Consider the following 19,813-nt stretch of genomic DNA (forward strand, 5'->3'; position numbering starts at 1 on the left):
GATGTCTCGATCGACGCGCGCCCTTTGTTAGCGTGGCCGTATGCCTGATTCCTTGCTGAATGACACCCCACCGCCCGGCCCGCCGCCCGCGCTCGCACTGCGCGGGCTGGCCAAGACCTTCGGGCCCAAGGTGGCCGTCAACGGCATCAACCTCGACGTGCCCGCCGGGTCGTTCTACGGGCTCGTGGGGCCCAACGGCGCCGGCAAGACCACATCCCTGTCGATGGCCACCGGCCTGCTGCGCCCCGACGCCGGGGCCGTGTGGGTGCACGGGATCAACGTGTGGGAGCAGCCGCTGGAGGCCAAACGCCTCATGGGGATCCTGCCCGACGGCGTGCGCCTGTTCGACCGGCTCTCCGGCGAGCAGCTGGTCACCTACGCCGGCCTGCTGCGCGGCATGGACAGGGACACGGTCGCCGAGCGCGTCGCGGACCTGCTGGCGACCCTGGACCTGGCCAAGGACGCCGGCACCCTGGTGGTCGACTACTCGGCCGGCATGACGAAGAAGATCGCGCTGGCGTCCGCGCTCATCCACGCCCCGAGACTGCTGGTCCTGGACGAGCCCTTCGAGTCGGTCGACCCGATCTCCGCCGCGAACATCCGCGACATCCTCGACGGCTATGTCGCCTCCGGGGGAACCGTGATCGTCTCCAGCCACGTCATGGACCTGGTCCAGCGCATGTGCGACCACGTGGCCGTCATCGCCGCCGGCAATGTGCTGGCGGCCGGGACCGTGGACGAGGTCCGCTCGGGTGAAAGCCTGGAGGACCGGTTCGTGGCGCTCGTGGGCGGGCGCAACCACTCGACGGGGCTGCAATGGTTGCGCACCTCGTAAGGCTGAAGCTGGCGCTGCTGCGCAATTCCCTGCGGCGCAGCCCGATGCAGCTGGTCGGCATCATCTTCGGCGCCGCCTACGGGCTGTTCATCCTGGTGATGCTGTGGATCGGGATGGCACTGCTGAGCACCCAGGACGCGTCCCTGGCCGCTCTCGTCATCACGCTGGGCGGCTCCGCCGTCCTGCTCGGCTGGCTGCTCATCCCGGTGCTCGCCTCCGGTGTCGACATGACCCTGGACCCGGCCCGGTTTACCACGTACGCCATCCCGATGCGGTCGCTGCTGGTCGGGCTGGCCCTGTCCAGTTTCGTCGGCGTGCCGGCGGCCGTGACACTGCTGGCGTCCCTCGGCACGGTGGTGGCCTGGTGGCGGCATCCGCTGGCGGCCGGCGCCGCCGTCGTCTGTGCCGTGCTGGCGGTGCTGACGTGCATCGTCGCCTCGCGGGCCATGACCGCGGCCAGCATGTCCCTGGCCGCCTCACGGCGGTTCAAGGACGTCAGCGGCATCGTGCTGCTGGCCCCGCTCGTGTGCCTGGGCCCGATCATCGCCGGCGTCAGCACCGGTGTGACCAACCTGCGGGCGTACCTGCCGGCGCTGGCCGGCACCCTGTCGTGGACACCGCTGGGCGCGGTCTGGGCCGTGCCGGGCGACCTCGCCGCGGGCTCCCCGGGCACGGCCGCGGCCAAGTTCCTCGTGGCGCTGGCGACGGCGGCCGCGCTGGCCTGGCTGTGGAAGGCGAGCCTGGCCCAGGCCCTCGTCACGCCCGCCTACAACGCCGGCAAGAGCCGGGCCGCGGGCAACACCGGCTTCTTCCGCCGGTTCCCGGGCACCCCGACGGGGGCCGTGGCCGCCCGGGCCCTGACGTACTGGTTCCGGGACCCGCGGTATTCGGCCGGCCTGGTCATCGGCTTCCTGCTGCCCGTGGTGCTGTCGTTCGCCGGCATCTCCGCCGGCACGCTGTCGGTGCTCGGCTACGCCGGCAGCCTGGCCGTGTTCCTCATCGTGTGGTCGATCTCCGCCGACATCTCCTACGACAACACGGCGTTCGCCCTGCACGTCTCCAGCGGTGTGGGCGGCTTCGCCGACCGCGCCGGGCGGGCGTTGGCCTGCGCCCTGCTGGCGGTGCCGCTGGGTGCCGTCTACGCCATCGCCGGGGCGATCCTGGGCGGCAACTGGTGGCATCTGCCGGGCACCCTGGCGCTGGTGCTCGGCGTGGCCGGCAGCGGCCTGGGCATCGCCAGCGTCTTCTCCGCCCAGTTTACCTACAACGTGCCGCTGCCCGGCGACAGCCCGCTGAAGTCGCGGCCGGGCAACAACCTCGCCACGGTGTTGGTCCAGCTGGCGGGCATGGCCGGGATGGCCGTGCTCGTGCTGCCGGAGGCCGTGCTGGTCATCGTGGCGCTGGCGACCGGCCAGATCCTGTGGGCGTGGCTGGCGCTGGCCGCCGCGCTCGTCCTCGGCGCCCTGTTCCTGGTCCTGGGGCTGCGCCTGGGCGGACGGATCTACGACAGGCGGGCGCCGGAACTGCTGCTGGCGGTGTCCCGCAACGCGTAGCGGTGGCCCCGTCTGGCACATGCCGGGCGGGTCCGCTATGTTCGAGGTTGCGGACCAGCGTCGCCCCGCAGTTGCCCACTGTTGTCGCGCGTGAAAGGAACGTGTTTCATGGAGGTCATCATCCTCCCCAGCAGCAAGGAGATAGGGGCGCTCGCCGCCGACGCCATCGAGGCACTGGTGCGGCGCAAGCCGAACGCCGTGCTCGGACTGGCCACGGGATCCTCCCCGTTGCCCATCTACGACGAGCTGGCCCGCCGCCACGACGAGGAGGGCCTGTCGTTCACGCAGGCGCACGGCTTCGCCCTGGACGAGTATGTCGGGCTGCCGCCGGGCCACCCCGAGTCCTACCGGGAGGTGATCCGCCGCGAGTTCACGAACCGCGTCGACATCGCACCGGAAAACGTGCACGGCCCCGACGGCGCCGCGGCGGACGTCCTGGCCGCCTGCGACGCGTACGAGCAGGCCATCAAGGACGCCGGCGGCGTCGACCTGCAGATCCTGGGCGTCGGCACGGACGGGCACATCGGTTTCAACGAGCCCGGCTCCTCGCTGGCGTCCCGGACCCGCATCAAGACGCTGCTGGAGCAGACCCGGGCGGACAATGCCCGGTTCTTCGACTCGATCGACGACGTCCCGCACCATGTCGTCACGCAGGGCCTGGGCACCATCATGGACGCCCGGCACGTGGTCCTGGTCGCCACCGGCGAGGGCAAGGCCGCGGCCGTGCGCGACTTGGTCGAGGGCCCCGTGGCGGCGATCTGTGCCGCCTCCGTGTTGCAGTTCCACCCGCACGCCACGATCCTGGTCGACGAGGCCGCCGCGTCCGCGCTGCGCCTCGCCGACTACTATCGTCGCACCTACGCCACGAAGCCCGCCTGGCAGGGCCTGTGACGCCGCTTTTGACGTACGACGGCGGTCGGTGCGGTGGGCAGCCCACCGCACCGACCGCCGTCGTACCCGCTAGAATGGTTGCATGAGCCTGCCACCAGACCCCTTCGAGAACGATCCGATGCGGAGCCCGGGCGGGCCTGGCGGATCGACGGCCACCATTGAGCGCGAGGAACTGCGCCAGCATGTGGAACCCGGCGACGCCGAACGGTTCTCGCACTATGTCCGCAAGGAAAAGATTATGGAGTCCGCCCTCACCGGCGAGCCCGTGGTGGCCCTGTGCGGCAAGGTCTGGACGCCCGGGCGCGACCCGGAGAAATTCCCGGTCTGCCCGGAGTGCAAGGAGATCTACGACGGCCTGCGCCCCGGCAAGGACAAGGGCCCGAAGAAATAACCTCCCGGTATTGGATGGCCGTGGGCGCCCCGGCACTTTTTGCGCGCCCGAAAACAAGTGACTGACCCGATGGGGGATGGTTTTTCGTGACGGAGACCCTTTGACTGAGACCTTGTTTGGCGGTCCGTCGCTGCCCCCCGCGTACCCCGAGCGGGCGGCGTGGGGGACGGCCCGGAAGCTGCGTGCCTGGCAGGCCGAGGCCATGGAGAAGTACTTCGCGCGGGAGCCGCAGGACTTCCTGGCGGTCGCCACCCCGGGCGCCGGCAAGACGACGTTCGCCCTGCACATCGCCACCGAGCTGATCAACCGGGGCACCATCAACCGGGTCACGATCGTCGCCCCGACCGATCACCTGAAGCGCCAGTGGGCCGACGCGGCCGCCCGTGTGGGCATCGCCATCGACCCGAACTTCAAGAACGCGGACGGCAAGCACGGGGCGGCGTACCGCGGCGTGGCCGTCACCTACGCCCAGGTGGCCAGCAAGCCCCTGCTGCACCGGGCCAAGACGGAGGCGGCGCGCACGCTTGTCATCCTCGACGAGATCCACCACGGCGGCGACGCGCTGTCCTGGGGCGACGGCATCCGCGAGGCGTTCGAGCCGGCCGCGCGCCGGCTGGCCCTGACCGGGACGCCCTTCCGCTCCGACACGGCCGCCATCCCGTTCGTGGAGTACGCGGAGGACCGCGACGGCATCCGCCGCTCCCGCGCCGACTACACGTACGGCTATGGCGAGGCGCTCAAGGATCACGTGGTCCGGCCCGTCATGTTCATGGCGTACTCCGGCCAGATGCGCTGGCGCACGAGCGCCGGCGAGGAGATAGCCGCGTCCCTGGGCGAGCAGGTCACGAAGGACATCACGGCGCAGGCCTGGCGGACGGCGCTGAACCCGCAGGGCGAATGGATCCCGGCCGTGCTGGCCGCCGCGGACAAGCGGCTCACCGAGGTGCGCCGTGCCGTGCCCGACGCCGGCGGGCTCGTCATCGCCACCGACCACGACGACGCGCGAGCCTATGCCGGCCAGTTGAAGAAGATCACGGGCCAGTCGGCCACCATCATCCTCTCCGACGACGCGAAGGCGTCCGGGAAGATCGAGGCGTTCTCCGAGGGGGAGCAGCGCTGGATGGTGGCCGTGCGCATGGTGTCCGAGGGCGTCGACGTGCCGCGGCTGGCCGTGGGCGTGTACGCGACTTCGACGGCCACGCCGCTGTTCTTCGCCCAGGCCGTGGGCCGTTTTGTGCGTGCCCGCAAGCGCGGCGAGACGGCGTCCGTGTTTCTTCCGTCGGTGCCGAACCTCATGCTGCTGGCCAACCAGCTGGAACTCGAGCGCGACCATGCCCTGGACCGGCCGGAGGCGGATCCCGACGGGTTTGCCACCGAGGACGCCGAGATGCTCGAGGCGAACCGGACCGAGAAGGCGTCGGATTCACTGGAGAAGATGAAGTTCGAGGCGCTGGAATCCCAGGCGGCGTTCGACCGGGTGCTGTTCGACGGCGGCGAGTTCGGCACCGGCGGCGCGATCGGCAGCGACGACGAGCTCGACTTCCTCGGCATTCCCGGGCTGCTGGACGCCGACCAGGTGGGCGTGCTGCTGCGCCAGCGCCAGGCCGACCAGCAGACGCGCAAGCGCCGGACGTCCGGTTCCGTTCCCGCCGAGCCGGAGGCGCCCGCCGTCGTCGACCACCGCCAGCTCATGGACCTTCGCAACGACCTGGCCAAGAACGTGTCGGCGTGGAGCGCCCGCTCCGGCATGCCGCACGGGGTGGTCCACAGCGAGTTGCGGCGCATCTGCGGCGGACCGCCCGTGGCGCAGGCGAACGAATCCCAGCTGCAACAGCGCCTGAAGAAGCTCCAGGACTGGTTCGTCGGCCGGAAGTAGCCGGTGGGTCGAGCCTGTCGGTGGTCGAGCCTGTCGAGACCCCGCTGGTCGCGCCGGTCGAGACCCCGCTGGTCGAGCCTGTCGAGACCCAGGCTGCGGCCCGCCGTTTTTCCGGCGGCTAGGGCCTCGACGGCCGCGGGCGGCCTTACGAGTCCTTTGACGCCGCCTACAAAAAACGCCGGCTCCGCAGCCGTGGCGGCTACTTTACCTCGACGCCGGCGTCCGCCAGCTCCTCGAGTGCTTTCTCGCTGGCTGCCTCGTCCACGCCCGCCACGTAGTCCCGCAGCACNCAGCCCGGATTCCTTGTCCGGGACGCATATTTTCCCCGGGTGTAGGCGTCCTGCGGAATCGAGTGATCGATACATCGGGGTGGGCGGACCTCCCACCCCAATCTATCGATCACTCGATTGCGTTCCGGGCCGGAATGGCACGCCCTCGGACGTAGCTGCGGCTAGCGCACCTCGACGCCGGCGTCCGCCAGCTCCTCGAGTGCTTTCTCGCTGGCTGCCTCGTCCACGCCCGCCACGTAGTCCCGCAGCACNGACGACGTCGTCCACGTCGTTGTCACGCAGCCATTCGTCCAGGCTGATGGCCGGTTCGTCGTTCTGGGCGTCCTCCCCGGGCTTCCGCTCACCCACGGGGACCTCGTCCGCGGGGGCCAGCAACCCGTCGAAACCGGAATAGGCGGCATCGTAGCGTCCCTTGCGGAAGTACGCGTCGATGCTCTCGGTGTCCAGGTTCGGGTGCAGTGCCGCGCCCTTCGTGCCGGCGACGCAGTGCACGGGCCAGCTGTCCACGAAGTCGGGGGTGTCGGAGAAGTGGCCGCCCGGGTCGACGTGCCAGTCCTGCGTGGCCGCCACGACGTCGTACCGGGAGGTTTCCAGCAGTTCGCTGATCTCCGCGGCGAGCGCGGCCCCGCCCTCGACGGCCAGCGAGCCGCCCTCGCAGAAGTCGTTCTGGACGTCGACGATGATGAGTGCTTTTCCCATGGTGGTGCCTTCCTGTGACTACTTTGCCGGCGCTGGGCTGGTGACGTTGTCCTCGTATTCGGTCGGGATGACCGGTTCGCCGCGCTGGAGCCGGCGCGCGGCACCGGGCAGTTCGGCCATGGCGGCCGCGTGCTGGGCGGTGGCCCGGGCCACACCCTCCGGTCCCGTCCAACCGGGCGCCAGCACGCCGTCGTGCACGAACTGGTGCAGCAGCGGCCGGTCATTGCCGTCGTTGCCGGGCGCGTGGCCGATGCCGACGACCTCGGCGGTGGCGATGCCGCGCGCGTTCAGCCGGCGCATGGCCACCTTGCGGCCGCCGACGCTGACCTTGTTCTTCGCGGCCTTGGCGACGGACACGAACTCGCCGTCGTCGCCCTCGCGCGCCACCAGTTTGTAGACCATCGACGCCGTGGGCGCGCCGGAGCCGGTGACGAGGGATGTGCCCACGCCGTAGGAATCCACGGGGGCGGCGGCCAGCGCGGCGATGGCGAATTCGTCGAGGTCGCTGGTGACCGTGATGCGCGTGTTCGTGTTGCCGAGCGCATCCAACTGGGCGCGGACCTCGTGCGCCTGGGCCAACAGGTCGCCGGAGTCCAGACGCACACCGCCGAGGGCGGCTCCGGCGACGTCCACGGCCAGCCGGACGGCATTTTCCACGTCGTAGGTGTCCACGAGCAGGGTGGTGCCGGAGCCCAGCGACTCGACCTGGGCGCGGAACGCCTCCGCCTCCGTGTCGTGCAACAGCGTGAACGAGTGCGCGGCCGTGCCCAGGGTCGGCACCCCGTAGCGCAACCCGGCCTCCAGGTTGGACGTGCCAGCGAACCCGGCGATGACGGCGGCCCGGGACGCGGCCACGGCGGACTCCTCGTGCGTGCGCCGCGAGCCCATCTCGATGCAGGGTCGACCGCCGGCGGCGCCGATCATGCGGGACGCGGCCGAGGCGATGGCGGAATCATGGTTGAGGACCGAGAGCACGTACGTCTCCAGCATGCAGGCCTCGGCGAACGTGGACTCGACCGTCAGGATGGGGGAGTTGGGGAAGTAGACGTCGCCCTCGGCGTAGCCGTGGATGTTGCCGCTGAACCGGAAACCGGCCAACCAGTCCAGCGTCTCGTCGTTGACCACGCGCTTGCGTGCCAGGAAATCCAGTTCGTCGGGACCGAACCGGAAGTGTTCCAGGCCCTCGAGCAGGCGCCCCGTGCCGCCGACCACCCCGTATCGCCGGCCGTCGGGCAGGCGCCGGGCGAACGCCTCGAACACGCTGCGCCGATGTGCCGCGCCCGAGTGCAGGGCCGCCTCCAGCATGGTCAGCTCATAGTGGTCCGTGAACAGGGACGCGCGGGGGTGGCCCCAGGTGGATGACGTGGTCACGAAATTTACTCTAGTGTGCCCCGCACTAGAATGGACACATGAGTGTCAGTACCCTCCCGGCGGCCGACCGGGATCTTTCCACCCATGAACACCACGCCCCGGAGATCCCCTGGGAACTGGTCGTGTGGAACGATCCCGTGAACCTGATGAGCTACGTGAGCTACGTCTTCCAGTCCTACTTCGGGTACTCGGAACAGCGTGCCGCCACGCTCATGCTGCAGGTGCACCGCGAGGGCAAGTCCGCCGTCGCGCATGGCAGCAAGGAGAAGATGGAGGCCCACGCGGTCGCCATGCACGGGTTCGGGCTGTGGGCCACGGTGCAGAAGGGCGGACTGGGTGGCTAAGGCGTTCACGTCCGGCCGGCGCGGGATCACCGGCCACCTGGAACGGGCCGAGCGGGAGCTGTTGCGCAACCTGTTCGCCGACCTCATCGGCATGCTGGAGCCGCAGACGCCGGCCGACGCCGACCCGCTGGCGGCGCTGATCGGGCTCGACCTCGACGTCCAGGCGCCCACCGATCCGGCGCTGCGCCGGCTGCTGCCGGATGTGGTGAGGGACGACGCCGGTGCCGCCCTTGAGTTTCGACAGCTCACCGAACGCTCGCTGCGCGAAAGCAAGGTCGGGGCGTTGCGGGCCGCGTCCCTGGACCTCGAGTCGGAGAAGATCGTGCTGGACGCCGAGCACGCGAAGCTGTGGTCGATGGCGCTCAACGACGTGCGCCTGGTGCTCGCCGAACGGCTTGCCATCAAGGACGAGGAGGACGCCGACCGGGTGCACGGGGTGACCGACTGGTCGAAGGCCGACGACGTGGAGAGCTACCTGTCCCTGGTGTACAACTTCATCACGTGGCTGCAGGAATCGATCGTCCAGGCCATGCTGCACGAGCTCAACACGGCCAAGTGAGGTGGGCGGCCGGCACCGTCCGATGTGACAAATCCGACTGTGACCAGGCCCACGAGGCCGCGAGTTCACCCGCCCGGCCGAAACCATCTATCCTGAGACGATCATGAGCTCTTCCCCTGTCGATCCAACGCAGCCGGCGACCCGGCCCGTCCCCGGGCCTGGCGCGGACGACATGTCCGTGCGACCCATCGGCATCTTCGACTCGGGCGTGGGCGGGCTGACCGTGGCCCGGTCCGTGATCGACCAGCTGCCGAACGAATCCATCCTGTATGTGGGCGACACCGCCAACGGTCCGTATGGCCCGCTACCCATCGCCGAGGTGCGCGCCAATGCCCTCGGCGTCATGGATGAGCTGGTGGACTCCGGCGTGAAGCTGCTCGTCATCGCCTGCAATACCGCCTCGTCGGCCGTGCTGCGTGACGCCCGGGAACGGTACACGGCCCGCCACGGGATCCCCGTCATCGAGGTGATCCAGCCGGCCGTCCGGCGCGCCGTCGCCGCGACGCGCACGGGCCGGGTCGGGGTCATCGGCACGGTCGCCACGGTGGGGTCGCGTGCCTACGAGGACACGTTCGCGGCGGCGCCGGACCTGCGCATCACCTCGGCCGCGTGCCCCGACTTCGTGCGCTTCGTCGAATCCGGCGTCACGGCCGGGCCCGAGCTGCTGTCCACGGCCGAGATGTACCTGGCGCCATTGAAGGGCGCCGGCGTGGACACGCTCGTGCTGGGCTGCACGCACTATCCGCTGCTCACCGGCGTGATTTCCTACGTCATGGGGGACTCGGTGACGCTGGTGTCCAGTGCCGAGGAGACGGCCAAGGACGTGTACCGGGCGCTGGTCAGCCACGACCTCGAACGCGTCACCGACGAACCGCCCACGCACAACTTCCTGTCCACGGGCGACGCCGAAAGCTTCGGCGTGCTCGCCCGCCGCTTCCTGGGGCCGGAGGTGCGCGGCGTGGAGCAGGTCACGCACGTCGCCGCGCACTACCCGACCGGGTCGATGGCCCGGATCACCCCGGACATGGTCGCGGCCGCCCGGTCCGGGGCCGGCGCGCCGCGGATCTCGAATTTCGTGCTCAACGGGACGGGCACCGCCATGGGGGAGCGCGCATGAAACTGACCATCATCGGTTGCACGGGGTCATTCCCCGGGCCGGGGTCGCCGGCGTCGTGTTACCTGCTGACGGCGCACGACGGTGACCGCACGTGGAGGATCCTGCTGGACCTGGGCAGCGGCGCGCTGGGCGTGTTGCAGCGGTACACGGACATCAAGGACCTGGACGGGATCTTCATCTCCCACCTGCACCCGGACCACTGCATGGACCTGTGCGGCATGCACGTGGCCATCCGTTGGGACCCGGAGGGGTGGGGCCGGGACCGGATGCTCGTCTGGGGTCCGGCGGCCACGGCCGACCGCATGGCCACGGCGTATGGGCTGCCGCTGGATCCGGGCATGCACGCGGACTTCGATTTCCGGTCCTGGGTGCCCCGCGAACCGGTCACGATCGGCCCGTTCCGCATTACCCCCTTTCCGGTGCGCCACCCCATCGAGGAGTCGTACGCCCTGCGCGTGGAGGCGGTCGAACCGCTCGCGGACGGCGGCGCGCGCACGTCCGTGCTGGCCTACTCCGGTGACACGGACTCGTGCGACGAGTTGATCGAATCGGCCCTGGGCGCGGACATGTTCCTGTGCGAGGCGGCGTTCCAGGAGGGGCGCGACGACGCCATCGAGGGGGTCCACCTGACGGGTAAGCGCGCCGGGGAGGCGGCGCGGGCCGCCGCCGTCGACCGTCTCCTGCTCACCCACGTACCGGTCTGGACCGACATCAACACGGTGGTGTCGGAGGCGAAGGCGGCGTACGACGGCGGCATCGCCGTCGCCGTCTCCGGCGTCACCTACGGCGTGTGGTCCGGCGACCAGCTGGGTACGCCGAAGTCGCTGCCGACGGCGCCCGTGTCCCTCATCCGCCCGGCGCAGGAGCGCCGCTCGTAGCGTGCCTCCTCAGGGACCCGTGTAGGACACCTTGAATGAGTCCGTGTCGGCCTCGAAGGTGGGTGCCGAGATGACCGTGGTGCCGTCGTCGGCCACCATCGAGATGGGCGTCCCCAACCCGATCGGGAAAGTGCCGCCATTGGCGGAGTAGGCTGTCGTGTCGTCGAAGAAGACCTCGCCGTAGCGGGGCAGTTCGGCCAGTGCGCCGTTGACGCCCGGGCGCTCCACGACCGCCTCCGCGCAGTTGCCCACCAGCGTGGTCCCGGCCGGAGCGGTGAAGGAGAAGCTGGTGTACTGCATCGACGTCAGGTTGCCGAAGCTGACGAAGCAGTCGGTCGAATCCGTCGCGCAGATCAGCAGCGACACCACGTCCCCGGGGACGATGGGGAAGTTGTTGATCCCGATCGAGAAGTTGGGGAACCACTCGAACCAGGCGTAGCAAGTGCCGTCCGAATCGGTTTCCGTGCCGGCCTGCATGACGTCGTTCGACCCGTCGCCGTCCAGGCCGAGCCAGGCCGAGGAGTACTCGGTGCCGTTGAAGTTGGGGGTGGCGTACGCGTGCGGGACGGACCACGAGCCGAACATCCACGTGAACGTGTCGCCGGCGCCGATGAACAGGACCGATCCGGACCAGTTCGAGGAGGTCGCGTTGACCTGGCCCTGCGTGCCGGGGGCGGTGCGCGCGTTGGGCCGCTGGCGGTGCTCCAGTGCGTTGAACTGCGGCTCGATGTGCTCGAAGCCGCCGTACTGGCCCATCGCCTTCACCCACCTGGCCGAAGCGTGCGGGCTCGCGACCGGGTCGGGGCGGCGCGGGAAACCGTGGCGCTCCAGCTCCTCCGTGGAGGCCTGCAACGGGTCGAAACCGGCCGGGGGCAGCGGGTACGTGTGGACATCGACGGAACCGAACGTGTGCTTGGACATGGCGAAACTCCTCGGTAATGCCTGGCAAGACAATGGGATACGGGAAAAGAGGTCGCGAGGCGACGGGCGGGGTATGGGACGGTCATGCGGTGACGTCAGGACCTGGCCGCCCGGGCGGCGCGAACCCTGGGGTGGATGCCGGCCAATCCGCGGTGGGTCAAGGCGCCGCAGCCATGGTGATGATGAGTCGCGAGACCTTCGTCATCCGCCAACCACCCCCTGAGACCGATGCCGGGTGCCGTTCCTGCCACCTGCAGAAACTCCCTTAACAGTCGGCCGGGGCCGAGCCGGTTGTCAATGGTACCGGAGGGTAGCGGTGCGGTGGATTTGACGCAATTGCACCGGCCCGGATTCGATCCCGCCCAGCGCCCTCCCCTCTTCGTCCCCGGGGCCCCTCGGCCGCTAGGCTTGTACCCATGACATCTGGCGAGACCCAAATCCTGCGCGCCGACGGCCGCACCCCCGACCAGCTCCGCGACATCAGCATTACCCGTGGCTGGTCCAAGCAGGCGGAGGGCTCGGCGCTGATCGAGTTCGGCAACACGCGCGTGCTGTGCACGGCGTCGCTGACAGCCGGTGTGCCGCGCTGGCTCAAGGGCGAGGGCACCGGCTGGGTCACGGCCGAATACGCCATGTTGCCGCGCGCCACGAACACCCGCTCGGACCGGGAATCCGTCAAGGGCCGTATCGGCGGGCGCACGCATGAGATCTCCCGCCTGATCGGCCGCTCCCTGCGCTCCATCATCGACACGAAGGCGCTCGGCGAGAACACCATCGTGCTCGACTGCGACGTGCTGCAGGCCGACGGCGGCACCCGGACGGCCGCCATCACGGGCGCCTATGTGGCCCTCGCCGACGCCATCCGGTACGCCAAGGAACACAAGTTGATCGCGAAGAGCGCCAACCCGCTGATCGATTCCGTCTCTGCCATTTCGGTCGGCATCATCGACGGTGTCCCCATGCTCGACCTGCCCTATGTGGAGGACGTGCGCGCCGAGACCGACATGAACGTCGTGGTGACCGGTTCGGGCAAGTTCGTCGAGGTGCAGGGCACCGCGGAGGGTGCGCCGTTCGACCGCGACGAGCTCAACGAGCTGCTCGACCTGGCCCTCATCGGAACGGCCCAGCTGGCGGACATCCAGCGCGAGACCCTGGGCGCCTGATGCCCCGGCTGGTGCTGGCCACGCACAACCAGGGCAAGCTGCGCGAACTGCGCGACCTGTTGCGCGGGCAGGTGCCCGGACTTGACGTTGACACGGACGTGGTCGACGCCGGTGCGCTGGGCGCGCCCGACGTCTTGGAAACCGGGATCACCTTTGCGGAGAACTCCCGCCTGAAGGCGGCCGCCGTGGCGCGGTTTACCGGCGTGTTGGCGATCGCCGACGATTCCGGACTGGCCGTGGACGTGCTCGGCGGCGCGCCCGGCATCTTCTCGGCCCGCTGGGCCGGACGCCACGGCGACGACGCCGCCAACCTGGCCCTGTTGTTGGCGCAGCTGGCCGACATCGCCCCGCGGCACCGCGGCGCCCGGTTCGTGTGCGCGGCCGCGCTGGCCAGCCCGGACGGCAGCCTGGACGTCGTGCGGGAGGGGACGCTCGAGGGAACGCTGCTGGAGGCGCCGCGCGGTGACGGCGGCTTCGGCTACGACCCCATCCTCCAACCAGCAGGGATGGTGCGCAGCTGCGCCGAACTGGCGCCCGGGGAGAAGAACGCCATCAGCCACCGCGGCCACGCGTTCCGGGCACTGCTGCCGCACATCGTCGCGGCGCTGAAAGACCGCTGACCGAGCCTGTCGACCGGTGATCGAGCCTGTCGAGATCCTGGTTTCGACAAGCTCAACCACCGGTGATCGAGCCTGTCGAGATCCTGGTTTCGACAAGCTCAACCACCGACGACGGCAGGTCACCTTTCGCGCGAAAGGTGACCTGCCGTCGTCGTACCTTGGAAAAGTCCTAGTCTTGCGCGGCCTTGCGCCGGCCCAGGAACGCCTTGGCGGCCTCGATGATGAGCGGGATGATCGACAGCAGCACGATCAGGACGAAGATGATGTCCAGGTTCTTCTGCACCCAGGGGAACCTGTCGCCCAGGATGAAGCCGAGCAGCGTCACGCCGCCGGCCCACAGGACGGCGCCCACGGCATTGAAGATCGCGAAATGCCGCTTGTTCATGCCCGCCACACCCACGACCACGGGCACGAACGTGCGCACGATCGGCACGAACCGGGCCAGCACCAGTGCCTTGCCGCCGTGCTTCTCGAAGAACGCATGCGCTTTTTCGACATGTTCGCGCTTGAACAGTTTCGAGTCTGGCTTATTGAAGATGGCCGGGCCGGCCTTCGCGCCGATCAGGTAGCCCACCTGGTTGCCGATGAACGCGCAGGCGATGAGCAGGATCAGCAGCACGCCGATGTTCACCGGCAGCTTGCCCGTCGAGACGAGCAGCCCGGCCGTGAACAGCAGGGAATCGCCGGGCAGGAAGAAGCCGACCAGCAGGCCGGTCTCGGCGAAGATGATCGCACAGGCGATGACCACCACCCAGAAGCCGAGGGCCGGGTTGTCGAGGATGTGGATCGGGTCCAGCCACGGGGGCAGCAAGCCCGTCGGGGCCACGCCGTGCCCTACGAGGGCGGGCACGGCAAGGTCACTGAGGGCAGAATGTATCACCCATTAAGGTTACGGCACCCTCCCCGACCGGTCCTCCGACCAGGGGTGGAGTCCGCTCCGGGAGCGCCGTGTTCCGTGTCACCGTCCGGGGCCCGGGGCCGCGGCGGATCATCCCGGGAGTCCGGGGGTACCCTTGATGGGTGCCCCTGGACTTCACCGCCATCGATTTTGAGACCGCGAACGGATTCCGGGGTTCGCCCTGTTCCGTCGGCCTGACGAAGATTCGCGACGGGGCGGTGGTCGATGAGGCGTACTGGCTCATGCGCCCACCGGCTGGGCATGACCACTTCGATCCGCGCAACGTGGCGATCCACGGCATCACGGCCGCCGCCGTGCGCGTGGCCCCGCGGTTTGGCGACGTGTTCGGCGCCATGCGGGACTTCATCGGTGCGGACGCGCTGGTGGCCCACAACGCCGCCTTCGACCTGGGCGTGATCCGCTCGGCCCTGGAAGTCTCCGGGCTGCCGGGGCCGGGCTTCGACTACGCCTGCACGGTCGTGCTCTCCCGCAAGAGCTACTCGTTGCCGTCCTATTCGCTGCCGTTCGTGGCGGAGGCGGCCGGTGTCCCGCTGGTCAACCACCACGACGCGACCGAGGACGCCCGGGCGTGCGCCGGCATCCTCGTCGATATCGCGTCCAAGCACGGGGCCACGTCCGTGGCCGAGGTGTTCGCCGCCATGCGCCTGGCCCTCCCGCACACGGACGGCTATGACCCGGCGGTGGACGGGCTGTCCAAGGCCACCCGGTCCGCGCTGGAGCGGCTGGCCGGGGGAGCGGCGCCCGGCACGTCCACTGGCCGCCCGGGTTGGGTGACCGAGGGGCCCAACCCGGAACCGAATCCGGCCGCCGATCCCGCCCACCCGCTGTTCGGCCAGACGGTCGTGTTCACGGGCAACCTGGATCTGCCCCGGCCGGAGGCGAAGGCCCGTGCGGCGGCGGCGGGCGCCCAGCCGGCCAGCAGCGTCACGCGCAAGACGACCGTGCTCGTGGTTGGCAGCGGGTTCGTGGCCGCCGACCTGCGCACGGGCCGGCTCACGTCCAAGGCGGCGAAGGTGCTCGACCTGCAGCGCCGCGGCCAGCACATCGAGGTCCTCTCCGAGGGTGAATTCATGCAGATGGTCTAGCCCGCCCGCTGACGGGTCTCGCTCCCCAGCCGCTCCCCGCCCTCGCAAGCTCGGTCGGGGCCCCTCGCGGCCGTGGGCCCAGGCTCGACCACCGGTGGTCGAGTCTGCGAGCGGGGGGAGGCCGTGGGGATAGGCTCGGGCCATGCCGCATCCCCGGATGTACGACCACGACGACCCGTACCTCATGCGGTTGCGCGCCCTCTGCCTGCAGTTCCCCGAGGCGATTGAGAAGGAGGCCTTCGGACGGCCGACGTTCCGTGCCGGCAAGATCTTCGCCCATTTCGGCCAGGGGCAGTCCAGCCGGCCCCGTGAGGACTCAATCCAGGTTCTGCCGCCCGGGGACGAACGGGAGGCACTGCTGGCAGACCCCCGTTTCTATGTCCCCTCCTACATCGGCCCGTACGGCTGGGTGGGGCTGGACCTGTCCGTTGGCGAACCGGATTGGCAGGAGATCGCCGAACTGTTGGACAGCTCCTACCGGCGGATCGCGCCGGCGCGGCTGATCCGGCGGCTGGACAGCCAGGGGTCGCCGGCCGGGCCGTCCCCGGCCCCGCGCCCGCCCAAAGAACACGGATAGGCAGAGGGCCCGGTTTGTCATAACCCGCAACAATGCTTCGGGTGCGGGGGTCGCTGAACCTACCCTTGGATCATGTCGCAGCTGACCGATCGCATCCCCGCCGCCACCGGCTTCATCCAGGCCCCGCGGCCGGGCCTGCTCGGGCGCGTGTTCGCGTTCCCCAACCCGGTCAACGAGTACGCCGCCCGCTGCACGGCCGGCATCGTCGTCGTCCTCGCCTTGGCGGCGCTGCTGACCGGTGCGCGCCTGCTGGTGGCCGTCATCGCCGCCGGCTTCGTGTTGCGCCTGGCGTTCGGGCCGCGCATCTCGCCGGCCGCGCTGCTCTCCGTGCGGGTCCTGGCCCCGCGGTTCGGCGAACCGAGGCTCGTGCCCGGCCCGCCGAAGCGGTTCGCCCAGGGCATCGGTGCCGTGCTCTCCATCGCCGCCACCGTGCTGCTGTTCGCCGGTGTTCCGGTGGTCGGCTGGGCCCTCATCGCCGCCTTGGTCGTCGCGGCCTCGCTGGAGGCGTTCGTGGGGTTGTGCCTGGGCTGCATCATATTCGGCGTGCTGGTGCGTCGCGGCCTGATTCCGGCCGGCATCTGCGACGACTGCGCCAACGTCTCGCTGCGCGCCCGCTAGCGGTGCCGGCCCACCGCCAACGCTAGGCCCCTCGGGCGGTCCCGGTCGTCACCCGGATCAGTGCGGCGGCCATGTGCCGGATGAGGTCCGGCGCCTCGGACAGGGTGAGCCAGGCCTGTGGCAGACAGGACTCGCCATGCAACGCGCCGAGGATGTTGCCGGCGATCGAGCCCGTCGAATCGCTGTCGCCGTCGTGATTCACGGCCAGCCGCTGCGCGGCCAGGAAATGCTCCACCGGTGAGAGCGCATCCTCCGTGGCCAGGACGCTGTACACGGCGACGGCCAGGGCCTCCTCGGCGACCCAGCCCTCACCCAGGGCATCCGTCAGGGCCCGACGCTCCAGGCGTGGCCTGCCGGGCGTGGAGAGCTCCAAGGCGGCATCCAGGCGGGCCAGCAGGTCCGGGTCGGCATCCCGTGCGGTGGCGACCCGCTCCCGCGCGGAGACGGTTGCCGCCCGCACATCCCGGCCCTCGAACACGAGCTCGCGGATGAGCCAACTGAACGCGGCCGCCGACTGCCGTGCGGAACGGTGGCCGTGAGTGAGCGCGGCCGCGTCGGCGGTGAGCTTGTAGACGGTTTCGGCGGGCACGTTCGGGATCAGGCCGAACGGCGCCGAGCGCATGACCGTGCCACAGCCCTTCGAATTCGGGTTCAGCGGGCGGGCGGTCGTGCCCATCTCACCGGTTGCCAGCGCGCTGACACACGCAGTGCCCGGGTGTCGTTGATGGTGCAGCACGCTCTGCGCGTCGATCCAGCGCGCCTGTGGCTCCGGGGCGCGATCCGCGGGGGCGACGCCCTGGGTCTTCAGCCAGCGCAGGTACGCCAGCCACAGGCAGGCCGTGGTGTCGGCGGCCACGCCCTGGTTGGCCCACTCCAGCGACTCGACCAGGGCATCCACGGTGTACAGGGTCATCTGCGTGTCGTCGGAGAAGTGCGCGAGGCCGGACGCCTGCGACAGGTCGACGAGGCCGGCGGACCCGTACCGGGCGGTGATGGCGTCCACGTCGTCGAACTCGACGAGGTAGCCGAACGCGTCACCGAGGGCCCCGCCCACGAGGCAGCCGTGGACACGGGAAGCGAAGGTGGCAGCGGGACTGGTGGGACTGGCCATGCGATCAAATCTACGGGATCGGCGGACGGCCGGCTGTCGGTAGACTCAAGACATCCCGACGGGCGGCGAGCCCCCCACGCACGCAGGTCCGGCGGCAACCATTCGACAACGACCACCGAAAGGCGGACCCATGCGCGAGCCGGCCTGGCGCCGAACCGGGGAACGGCCCGACTACCGTTTCTCCCTGGCCAACGAGCGGACGTTCCTGGCCTGGATTCGCACGGCCCTGGCCCTGCTGGCCGGCGCGATCGGCATCGACCAGCTCGCCCCGGAAATCGCCCCGACCGTGTTCCGCGTCATCCTGTGCATCCTGCTGGCCGCCGTCGCCGCCGGGCTCGCGGTGGTCAGCTACCGCCGGTGGGGGCGCCATGAACAGGCCATGCGGCACAACGAGGACCTGCCACATTCGTGGCTCATGATGGGCATGACGGTCGTCGTGGCCGTCGCCGGGCTGGTGTTCGCCATCCTGCTGCTGGTCCGGCATTGAGCAGGGCATTGTGAGCGGGGCGTTGTGAGCACGGGGGAGGCCCCCGCCCGGGATCCGGGACTGCAGCCCGAACGCACGGCCCTGTCCTGGAAGCGCACGCTGTTCAGCGCCGTCGTCGCCGACCTGTTCATCTGGCGCGCCTGGATCCATGGCATGTCCGGCGACCACCGGCAGGCGCAGGCCGACGGCCTGCTGGCCGTCCCGTTCTCCGCACACACGGTCGCGCTGGGCGTGTGCGCCGTCGTGGCCTGCCTCACCACCATCACCCTGGTGCTCTGTGCGGTGCGCCGCGTCACGGTGCTGCGCTACGGCGTCGAACCTCTGGGCCACCCCACAGACATCGCCCCGGACGCGCTCACGCTGCGCACAGCGTCGGCGGCTATAGTGATGCTGGCAGTTGCGGCGATTTGCGCCATCGCGCTCGGAATCTAGGAGTGCCGGCCGGCCCGCCGCCCGATTCCCACGAATGTTGACTTCCTATCCGAAGGACCTGGCACCATGACTTCACCCGGTACGGCCCCGGCCGAGACCGCTGCGGCCCCGACACCCGTCTACTCGCTCGCCGCCCGCCTGGGCGCCGAGGCGGTGGGCACGTTCCTGCTGGTGTTTGCCGGCCTCGGAGCGGCCATGTTCGGCACGCAGGGCGGTGTGCCGGTGGGCATCGCGTTCGGCCTGGCCCTGGTTGCCGGCGTCATCGCGTTCGGGCACATCTCCGGCGGCTACTTCAACCCGGCGGCTTCGCTCGGCCTGGCCATCGCGGGCCGGCTCAAGTGGCTCGACATGGTCTGGTACTGGGTGGCCCAGGTCATCAGCGCCACGCTGGCCGCACTCGTCCTGTTCGCCGTGTTGAAGGTCCTGCCGGCCATTGCCAGCGGCTCCGGACAGGTGACCACGCACACGCTGTTCAACTCGCTGGCCAACGGCTTCGACACCCACTCGCCGTCCCAGGTCCCGCTGATCGCCGTGCTCCTGGTCGAGGCCGTCGGCACGGCGTTGTTCGTCGGAGTCATCCTGGGCGCCACGTCAGCGCAGAACAAGACGACCCTGGCCCCGCTGGCCATCGGCCTGACGCTGGCCGGCGTCATCACGGTGACCGCCCCGTTGAGCAACGCCTCGATCAACCCGGCCCGCTCCACCGCGGTCGTGCTCTTCGCCGACGGCTGGGCCTCTCAGCAGCTGTGGCTGTTCTGGGTTGCCCCGCTGCTTGGTGGCGCCATCGCCGCTGTGTTCTACAAGGCGTTCGCGGCCGCCAAGCCGACCGCCCTGCCGGCCGCCGTGGATGCCGGTGACGCGGGCGACGACGAGGCCGCCGACGTCGTCGACGCGCCTGCCCCCGCGGCATCGGCCCTGCCCGCCCCGATTCCGGCCGCGTCGCGCCCGACGGACGCGCAGGATTTCTTCGACAAGCCGGAGTCCGGGCGGTAACACTGCATGCCCTGCCGCGCTTCTCGCGGGCCCGGCCACCGACGGTTTCAATTCCCCAGGTAACGCAGGTTTCCGGCGCCCAT

At 70.0% G+C, this 19,813-nt stretch carries 22 protein-coding genes; 17 read left to right on the top strand and 5 right to left on the bottom strand.

The genetic code is table 11. The annotated features are described in order from the left end of the window. Window positions 1-40: 40 nt before the first annotated feature. The 5 genes from EJC77_RS02200 to EJC77_RS02220 all read left to right on the top strand — a co-directional run bounded on the left by EJC77_RS02200 (window position 41) and on the right by EJC77_RS02220 (window position 5,546). Window positions 41-835 carry an ABC transporter ATP-binding protein gene (locus tag EJC77_RS02200; protein WP_125609945.1) on the top strand — a complete coding sequence of 265 codons (795 nt, stop codon included), beginning with the start codon at window positions 41-43 and terminating at the stop codon, window positions 833-835. After that, the gene (locus EJC77_RS02205) at window positions 817-2,388 is read left to right on the top strand and encodes a transporter (RefSeq protein WP_125609946.1); all 1,572 of its coding nucleotides are present in this window, start codon (window positions 817-819) and stop codon (window positions 2,386-2,388) included. Before EJC77_RS02200 ends, EJC77_RS02205 begins: the two co-directional genes overlap by 19 nt. Window positions 2,389-2,496: 108 nt before the next feature. Further along, on the top strand, window positions 2,497-3,279 hold the full coding sequence (gene nagB / locus EJC77_RS02210; protein ID WP_125609947.1) for a glucosamine-6-phosphate deaminase: 783 nt from the start codon (window positions 2,497-2,499) through the stop codon (window positions 3,277-3,279). An 82-nt stretch (window positions 3,280-3,361) separates the two neighbouring features. Then, window positions 3,362-3,670: a DUF3039 domain-containing protein gene (locus tag EJC77_RS02215; protein ID WP_125609948.1), complete on the top strand. Its 309-nt coding sequence runs from the start codon at window positions 3,362-3,364 to the stop codon at window positions 3,668-3,670. A 100-nt stretch (window positions 3,671-3,770) separates the two neighbouring features. Continuing rightward, window positions 3,771-5,546, top strand: coding sequence for a DEAD/DEAH box helicase (locus tag EJC77_RS02220; protein ID WP_125609949.1), 1,776 nt, complete (start codon window positions 3,771-3,773; stop codon window positions 5,544-5,546). 392 nt (window positions 5,547-5,938) lie between these two features. On the opposite strand, the gene EJC77_RS02225 is transcribed toward EJC77_RS02220, so the two are convergent. Together EJC77_RS02225 and EJC77_RS02230 are read right to left on the bottom strand one after the other, a co-directional pair. Beyond that, window positions 5,939-6,535, bottom strand: coding sequence for an isochorismatase family protein (locus tag EJC77_RS02225; protein ID WP_125609950.1), 597 nt, complete (start codon window positions 6,533-6,535; stop codon window positions 5,939-5,941). 18 nt (window positions 6,536-6,553) lie between these two features. Beyond that, window positions 6,554-7,906: a nicotinate phosphoribosyltransferase gene (locus EJC77_RS02230; RefSeq protein WP_205786785.1), complete on the bottom strand. Its 1,353-nt coding sequence runs from the start codon at window positions 7,904-7,906 to the stop codon at window positions 6,554-6,556. Between the two features lie 38 nt (window positions 7,907-7,944). Between EJC77_RS02230 and clpS the strand changes: the two genes are divergently transcribed. The 4 genes from clpS (at window position 7,945) to EJC77_RS02250 (ending at window position 10,804) form a co-directional block, all read left to right on the top strand. After that, window positions 7,945-8,250, top strand: coding sequence for an ATP-dependent Clp protease adapter ClpS (clpS, locus tag EJC77_RS02235; RefSeq protein WP_125609951.1), 306 nt, complete (start codon window positions 7,945-7,947; stop codon window positions 8,248-8,250). Continuing rightward, window positions 8,243-8,809, top strand: a complete 567-nt coding sequence (locus EJC77_RS02240; RefSeq protein WP_125609952.1) for a DUF2017 domain-containing protein — start codon at window positions 8,243-8,245, stop codon at window positions 8,807-8,809. Before clpS ends, EJC77_RS02240 begins: the two co-directional genes overlap by 8 nt. A gap of 172 nt (window positions 8,810-8,981) precedes the next feature. Next, window positions 8,982-9,926, top strand: coding sequence for a glutamate racemase (murI, locus tag EJC77_RS02245; RefSeq protein ID WP_240629680.1), 945 nt, complete (start codon window positions 8,982-8,984; stop codon window positions 9,924-9,926). Further along, entirely contained in the window at window positions 9,923-10,804 is an 882-nt protein-coding gene (locus EJC77_RS02250) for an MBL fold metallo-hydrolase (RefSeq protein ID WP_125609954.1), read from the top strand. The genes murI and EJC77_RS02250 overlap by 4 nt, the downstream gene beginning before the upstream one ends. Before the next feature lie 9 nt (window positions 10,805-10,813). On the opposite strand, the gene EJC77_RS02255 is transcribed toward EJC77_RS02250, so the two are convergent. Beyond that, window positions 10,814-11,725 carry a G1 family glutamic endopeptidase gene (locus tag EJC77_RS02255; protein WP_125609955.1) on the bottom strand — a complete coding sequence of 304 codons (912 nt, stop codon included), beginning with the start codon at window positions 11,723-11,725 and terminating at the stop codon, window positions 10,814-10,816. 416 nt (window positions 11,726-12,141) lie between these two features. Here EJC77_RS02255 and rph point away from each other — a divergent pair, with 416 nt between their 5' ends. After that, entirely contained in the window at window positions 12,142-12,888 is a 747-nt protein-coding gene (gene rph / locus EJC77_RS02260) for a ribonuclease PH (protein ID WP_125609956.1), read from the top strand. After that, window positions 12,888-13,508, top strand: coding sequence for an RdgB/HAM1 family non-canonical purine NTP pyrophosphatase (gene rdgB / locus EJC77_RS02265; protein ID WP_125609957.1), 621 nt, complete (start codon window positions 12,888-12,890; stop codon window positions 13,506-13,508). The genes rph and rdgB overlap by 1 nt, the downstream gene beginning before the upstream one ends. A gap of 169 nt (window positions 13,509-13,677) precedes the next feature. Here rdgB and EJC77_RS02270 read toward each other — a convergent pair whose 3' ends face one another. Continuing rightward, the gene (locus tag EJC77_RS02270) at window positions 13,678-14,358 is read right to left on the bottom strand and encodes a VTT domain-containing protein (protein WP_240629662.1); all 681 of its coding nucleotides are present in this window, start codon (window positions 14,356-14,358) and stop codon (window positions 13,678-13,680) included. 170 nt (window positions 14,359-14,528) lie between these two features. On the opposite strand from EJC77_RS02270, the gene EJC77_RS02275 reads away from it, so the two are divergent. The 3 genes from EJC77_RS02275 (at window position 14,529) to EJC77_RS02285 (ending at window position 16,707) form a co-directional block, all read left to right on the top strand. Continuing rightward, window positions 14,529-15,512: a 3'-5' exonuclease gene (locus EJC77_RS02275; RefSeq protein WP_125609959.1), complete on the top strand. Its 984-nt coding sequence runs from the start codon at window positions 14,529-14,531 to the stop codon at window positions 15,510-15,512. A gap of 142 nt (window positions 15,513-15,654) precedes the next feature. Next, entirely contained in the window at window positions 15,655-16,089 is a 435-nt protein-coding gene (locus EJC77_RS02280) for an MmcQ/YjbR family DNA-binding protein (RefSeq protein WP_125609960.1), read from the top strand. 72 nt (window positions 16,090-16,161) lie between these two features. Beyond that, the gene (locus EJC77_RS02285; protein ID WP_125609961.1) at window positions 16,162-16,707 is read left to right on the top strand and encodes a DUF4395 domain-containing protein; all 546 of its coding nucleotides are present in this window, start codon (window positions 16,162-16,164) and stop codon (window positions 16,705-16,707) included. A gap of 22 nt (window positions 16,708-16,729) precedes the next feature. Here the strand turns inward: EJC77_RS02285 and EJC77_RS02290 are convergent, their stop codons facing one another. After that, window positions 16,730-17,818, bottom strand: a complete 1,089-nt coding sequence (locus EJC77_RS02290) for an ADP-ribosylglycohydrolase family protein (protein WP_125609962.1) — start codon at window positions 17,816-17,818, stop codon at window positions 16,730-16,732. Window positions 17,819-17,948: 130 nt separating this feature from the next. On the opposite strand from EJC77_RS02290, the gene EJC77_RS02295 reads away from it, so the two are divergent. From EJC77_RS02295 to EJC77_RS02305, 3 genes are all read left to right on the top strand, one after another. Next, on the top strand, window positions 17,949-18,305 hold the full coding sequence (locus tag EJC77_RS02295; RefSeq protein ID WP_125609963.1) for a YidH family protein: 357 nt from the start codon (window positions 17,949-17,951) through the stop codon (window positions 18,303-18,305). Between the two features lie 24 nt (window positions 18,306-18,329). Continuing rightward, window positions 18,330-18,737 (top strand): DUF202 domain-containing protein, encoded by a 408-nt coding sequence (locus tag EJC77_RS02300; RefSeq protein ID WP_125609964.1) that lies wholly within the window; start codon window positions 18,330-18,332, stop codon window positions 18,735-18,737. Window positions 18,738-18,803: 66 nt separating this feature from the next. Beyond that, on the top strand, window positions 18,804-19,730 hold the full coding sequence (locus EJC77_RS02305) for an aquaporin (protein ID WP_125609965.1): 927 nt from the start codon (window positions 18,804-18,806) through the stop codon (window positions 19,728-19,730). Window positions 19,731-19,813 lie beyond the last annotated feature (83 nt).

Origin of the sequence: Specibacter cremeus (assembly GCF_003946885.1) — a bacterium.
GTDB classification, from domain to species: domain Bacteria; phylum Actinomycetota; class Actinomycetes; order Actinomycetales; family Micrococcaceae; genus Specibacter; species Specibacter cremeus.

Bases quoted from the DNA above. Each gene is read 5' to 3' on its own strand.
- EJC77_RS02200 (WP_125609945.1), top strand. From the start codon at position 41: ATGCCTGATTCCTTGCTGAATGACACCCCACCGCCCGGCCCGCCGCCC.
- EJC77_RS02205 (WP_125609946.1), top strand. From the start codon at position 817: ATGGTTGCGCACCTCGTAAGGCTGAAGCTGGCGCTGCTGCGCAATTCC.
- nagB (WP_125609947.1), top strand. From the start codon at position 2,497: ATGGAGGTCATCATCCTCCCCAGCAGCAAGGAGATAGGGGCGCTCGCC.
- EJC77_RS02215 (WP_125609948.1), top strand. From the start codon at position 3,362: ATGAGCCTGCCACCAGACCCCTTCGAGAACGATCCGATGCGGAGCCCG.
- clpS (WP_125609951.1), top strand. From the start codon at position 7,945: ATGAGTGTCAGTACCCTCCCGGCGGCCGACCGGGATCTTTCCACCCAT.
- murI (WP_240629680.1), top strand. From the start codon at position 8,982: ATGTCCGTGCGACCCATCGGCATCTTCGACTCGGGCGTGGGCGGGCTG.
- EJC77_RS02250 (WP_125609954.1), top strand. From the start codon at position 9,923: ATGAAACTGACCATCATCGGTTGCACGGGGTCATTCCCCGGGCCGGGG.
- EJC77_RS02255 (WP_125609955.1), bottom strand. From the start codon at position 11,725: ATGTCCAAGCACACGTTCGGTTCCGTCGATGTCCACACGTACCCGCTG.
- rph (WP_125609956.1), top strand. From the start codon at position 12,142: ATGACATCTGGCGAGACCCAAATCCTGCGCGCCGACGGCCGCACCCCC.
- rdgB (WP_125609957.1), top strand. From the start codon at position 12,888: ATGCCCCGGCTGGTGCTGGCCACGCACAACCAGGGCAAGCTGCGCGAA.
- EJC77_RS02280 (WP_125609960.1), top strand. From the start codon at position 15,655: ATGCCGCATCCCCGGATGTACGACCACGACGACCCGTACCTCATGCGG.
- EJC77_RS02285 (WP_125609961.1), top strand. From the start codon at position 16,162: ATGTCGCAGCTGACCGATCGCATCCCCGCCGCCACCGGCTTCATCCAG.
- EJC77_RS02290 (WP_125609962.1), bottom strand. From the start codon at position 17,818: ATGGCCAGTCCCACCAGTCCCGCTGCCACCTTCGCTTCCCGTGTCCAC.
- EJC77_RS02295 (WP_125609963.1), top strand. From the start codon at position 17,949: ATGCGCGAGCCGGCCTGGCGCCGAACCGGGGAACGGCCCGACTACCGT.
- EJC77_RS02305 (WP_125609965.1), top strand. From the start codon at position 18,804: ATGACTTCACCCGGTACGGCCCCGGCCGAGACCGCTGCGGCCCCGACA.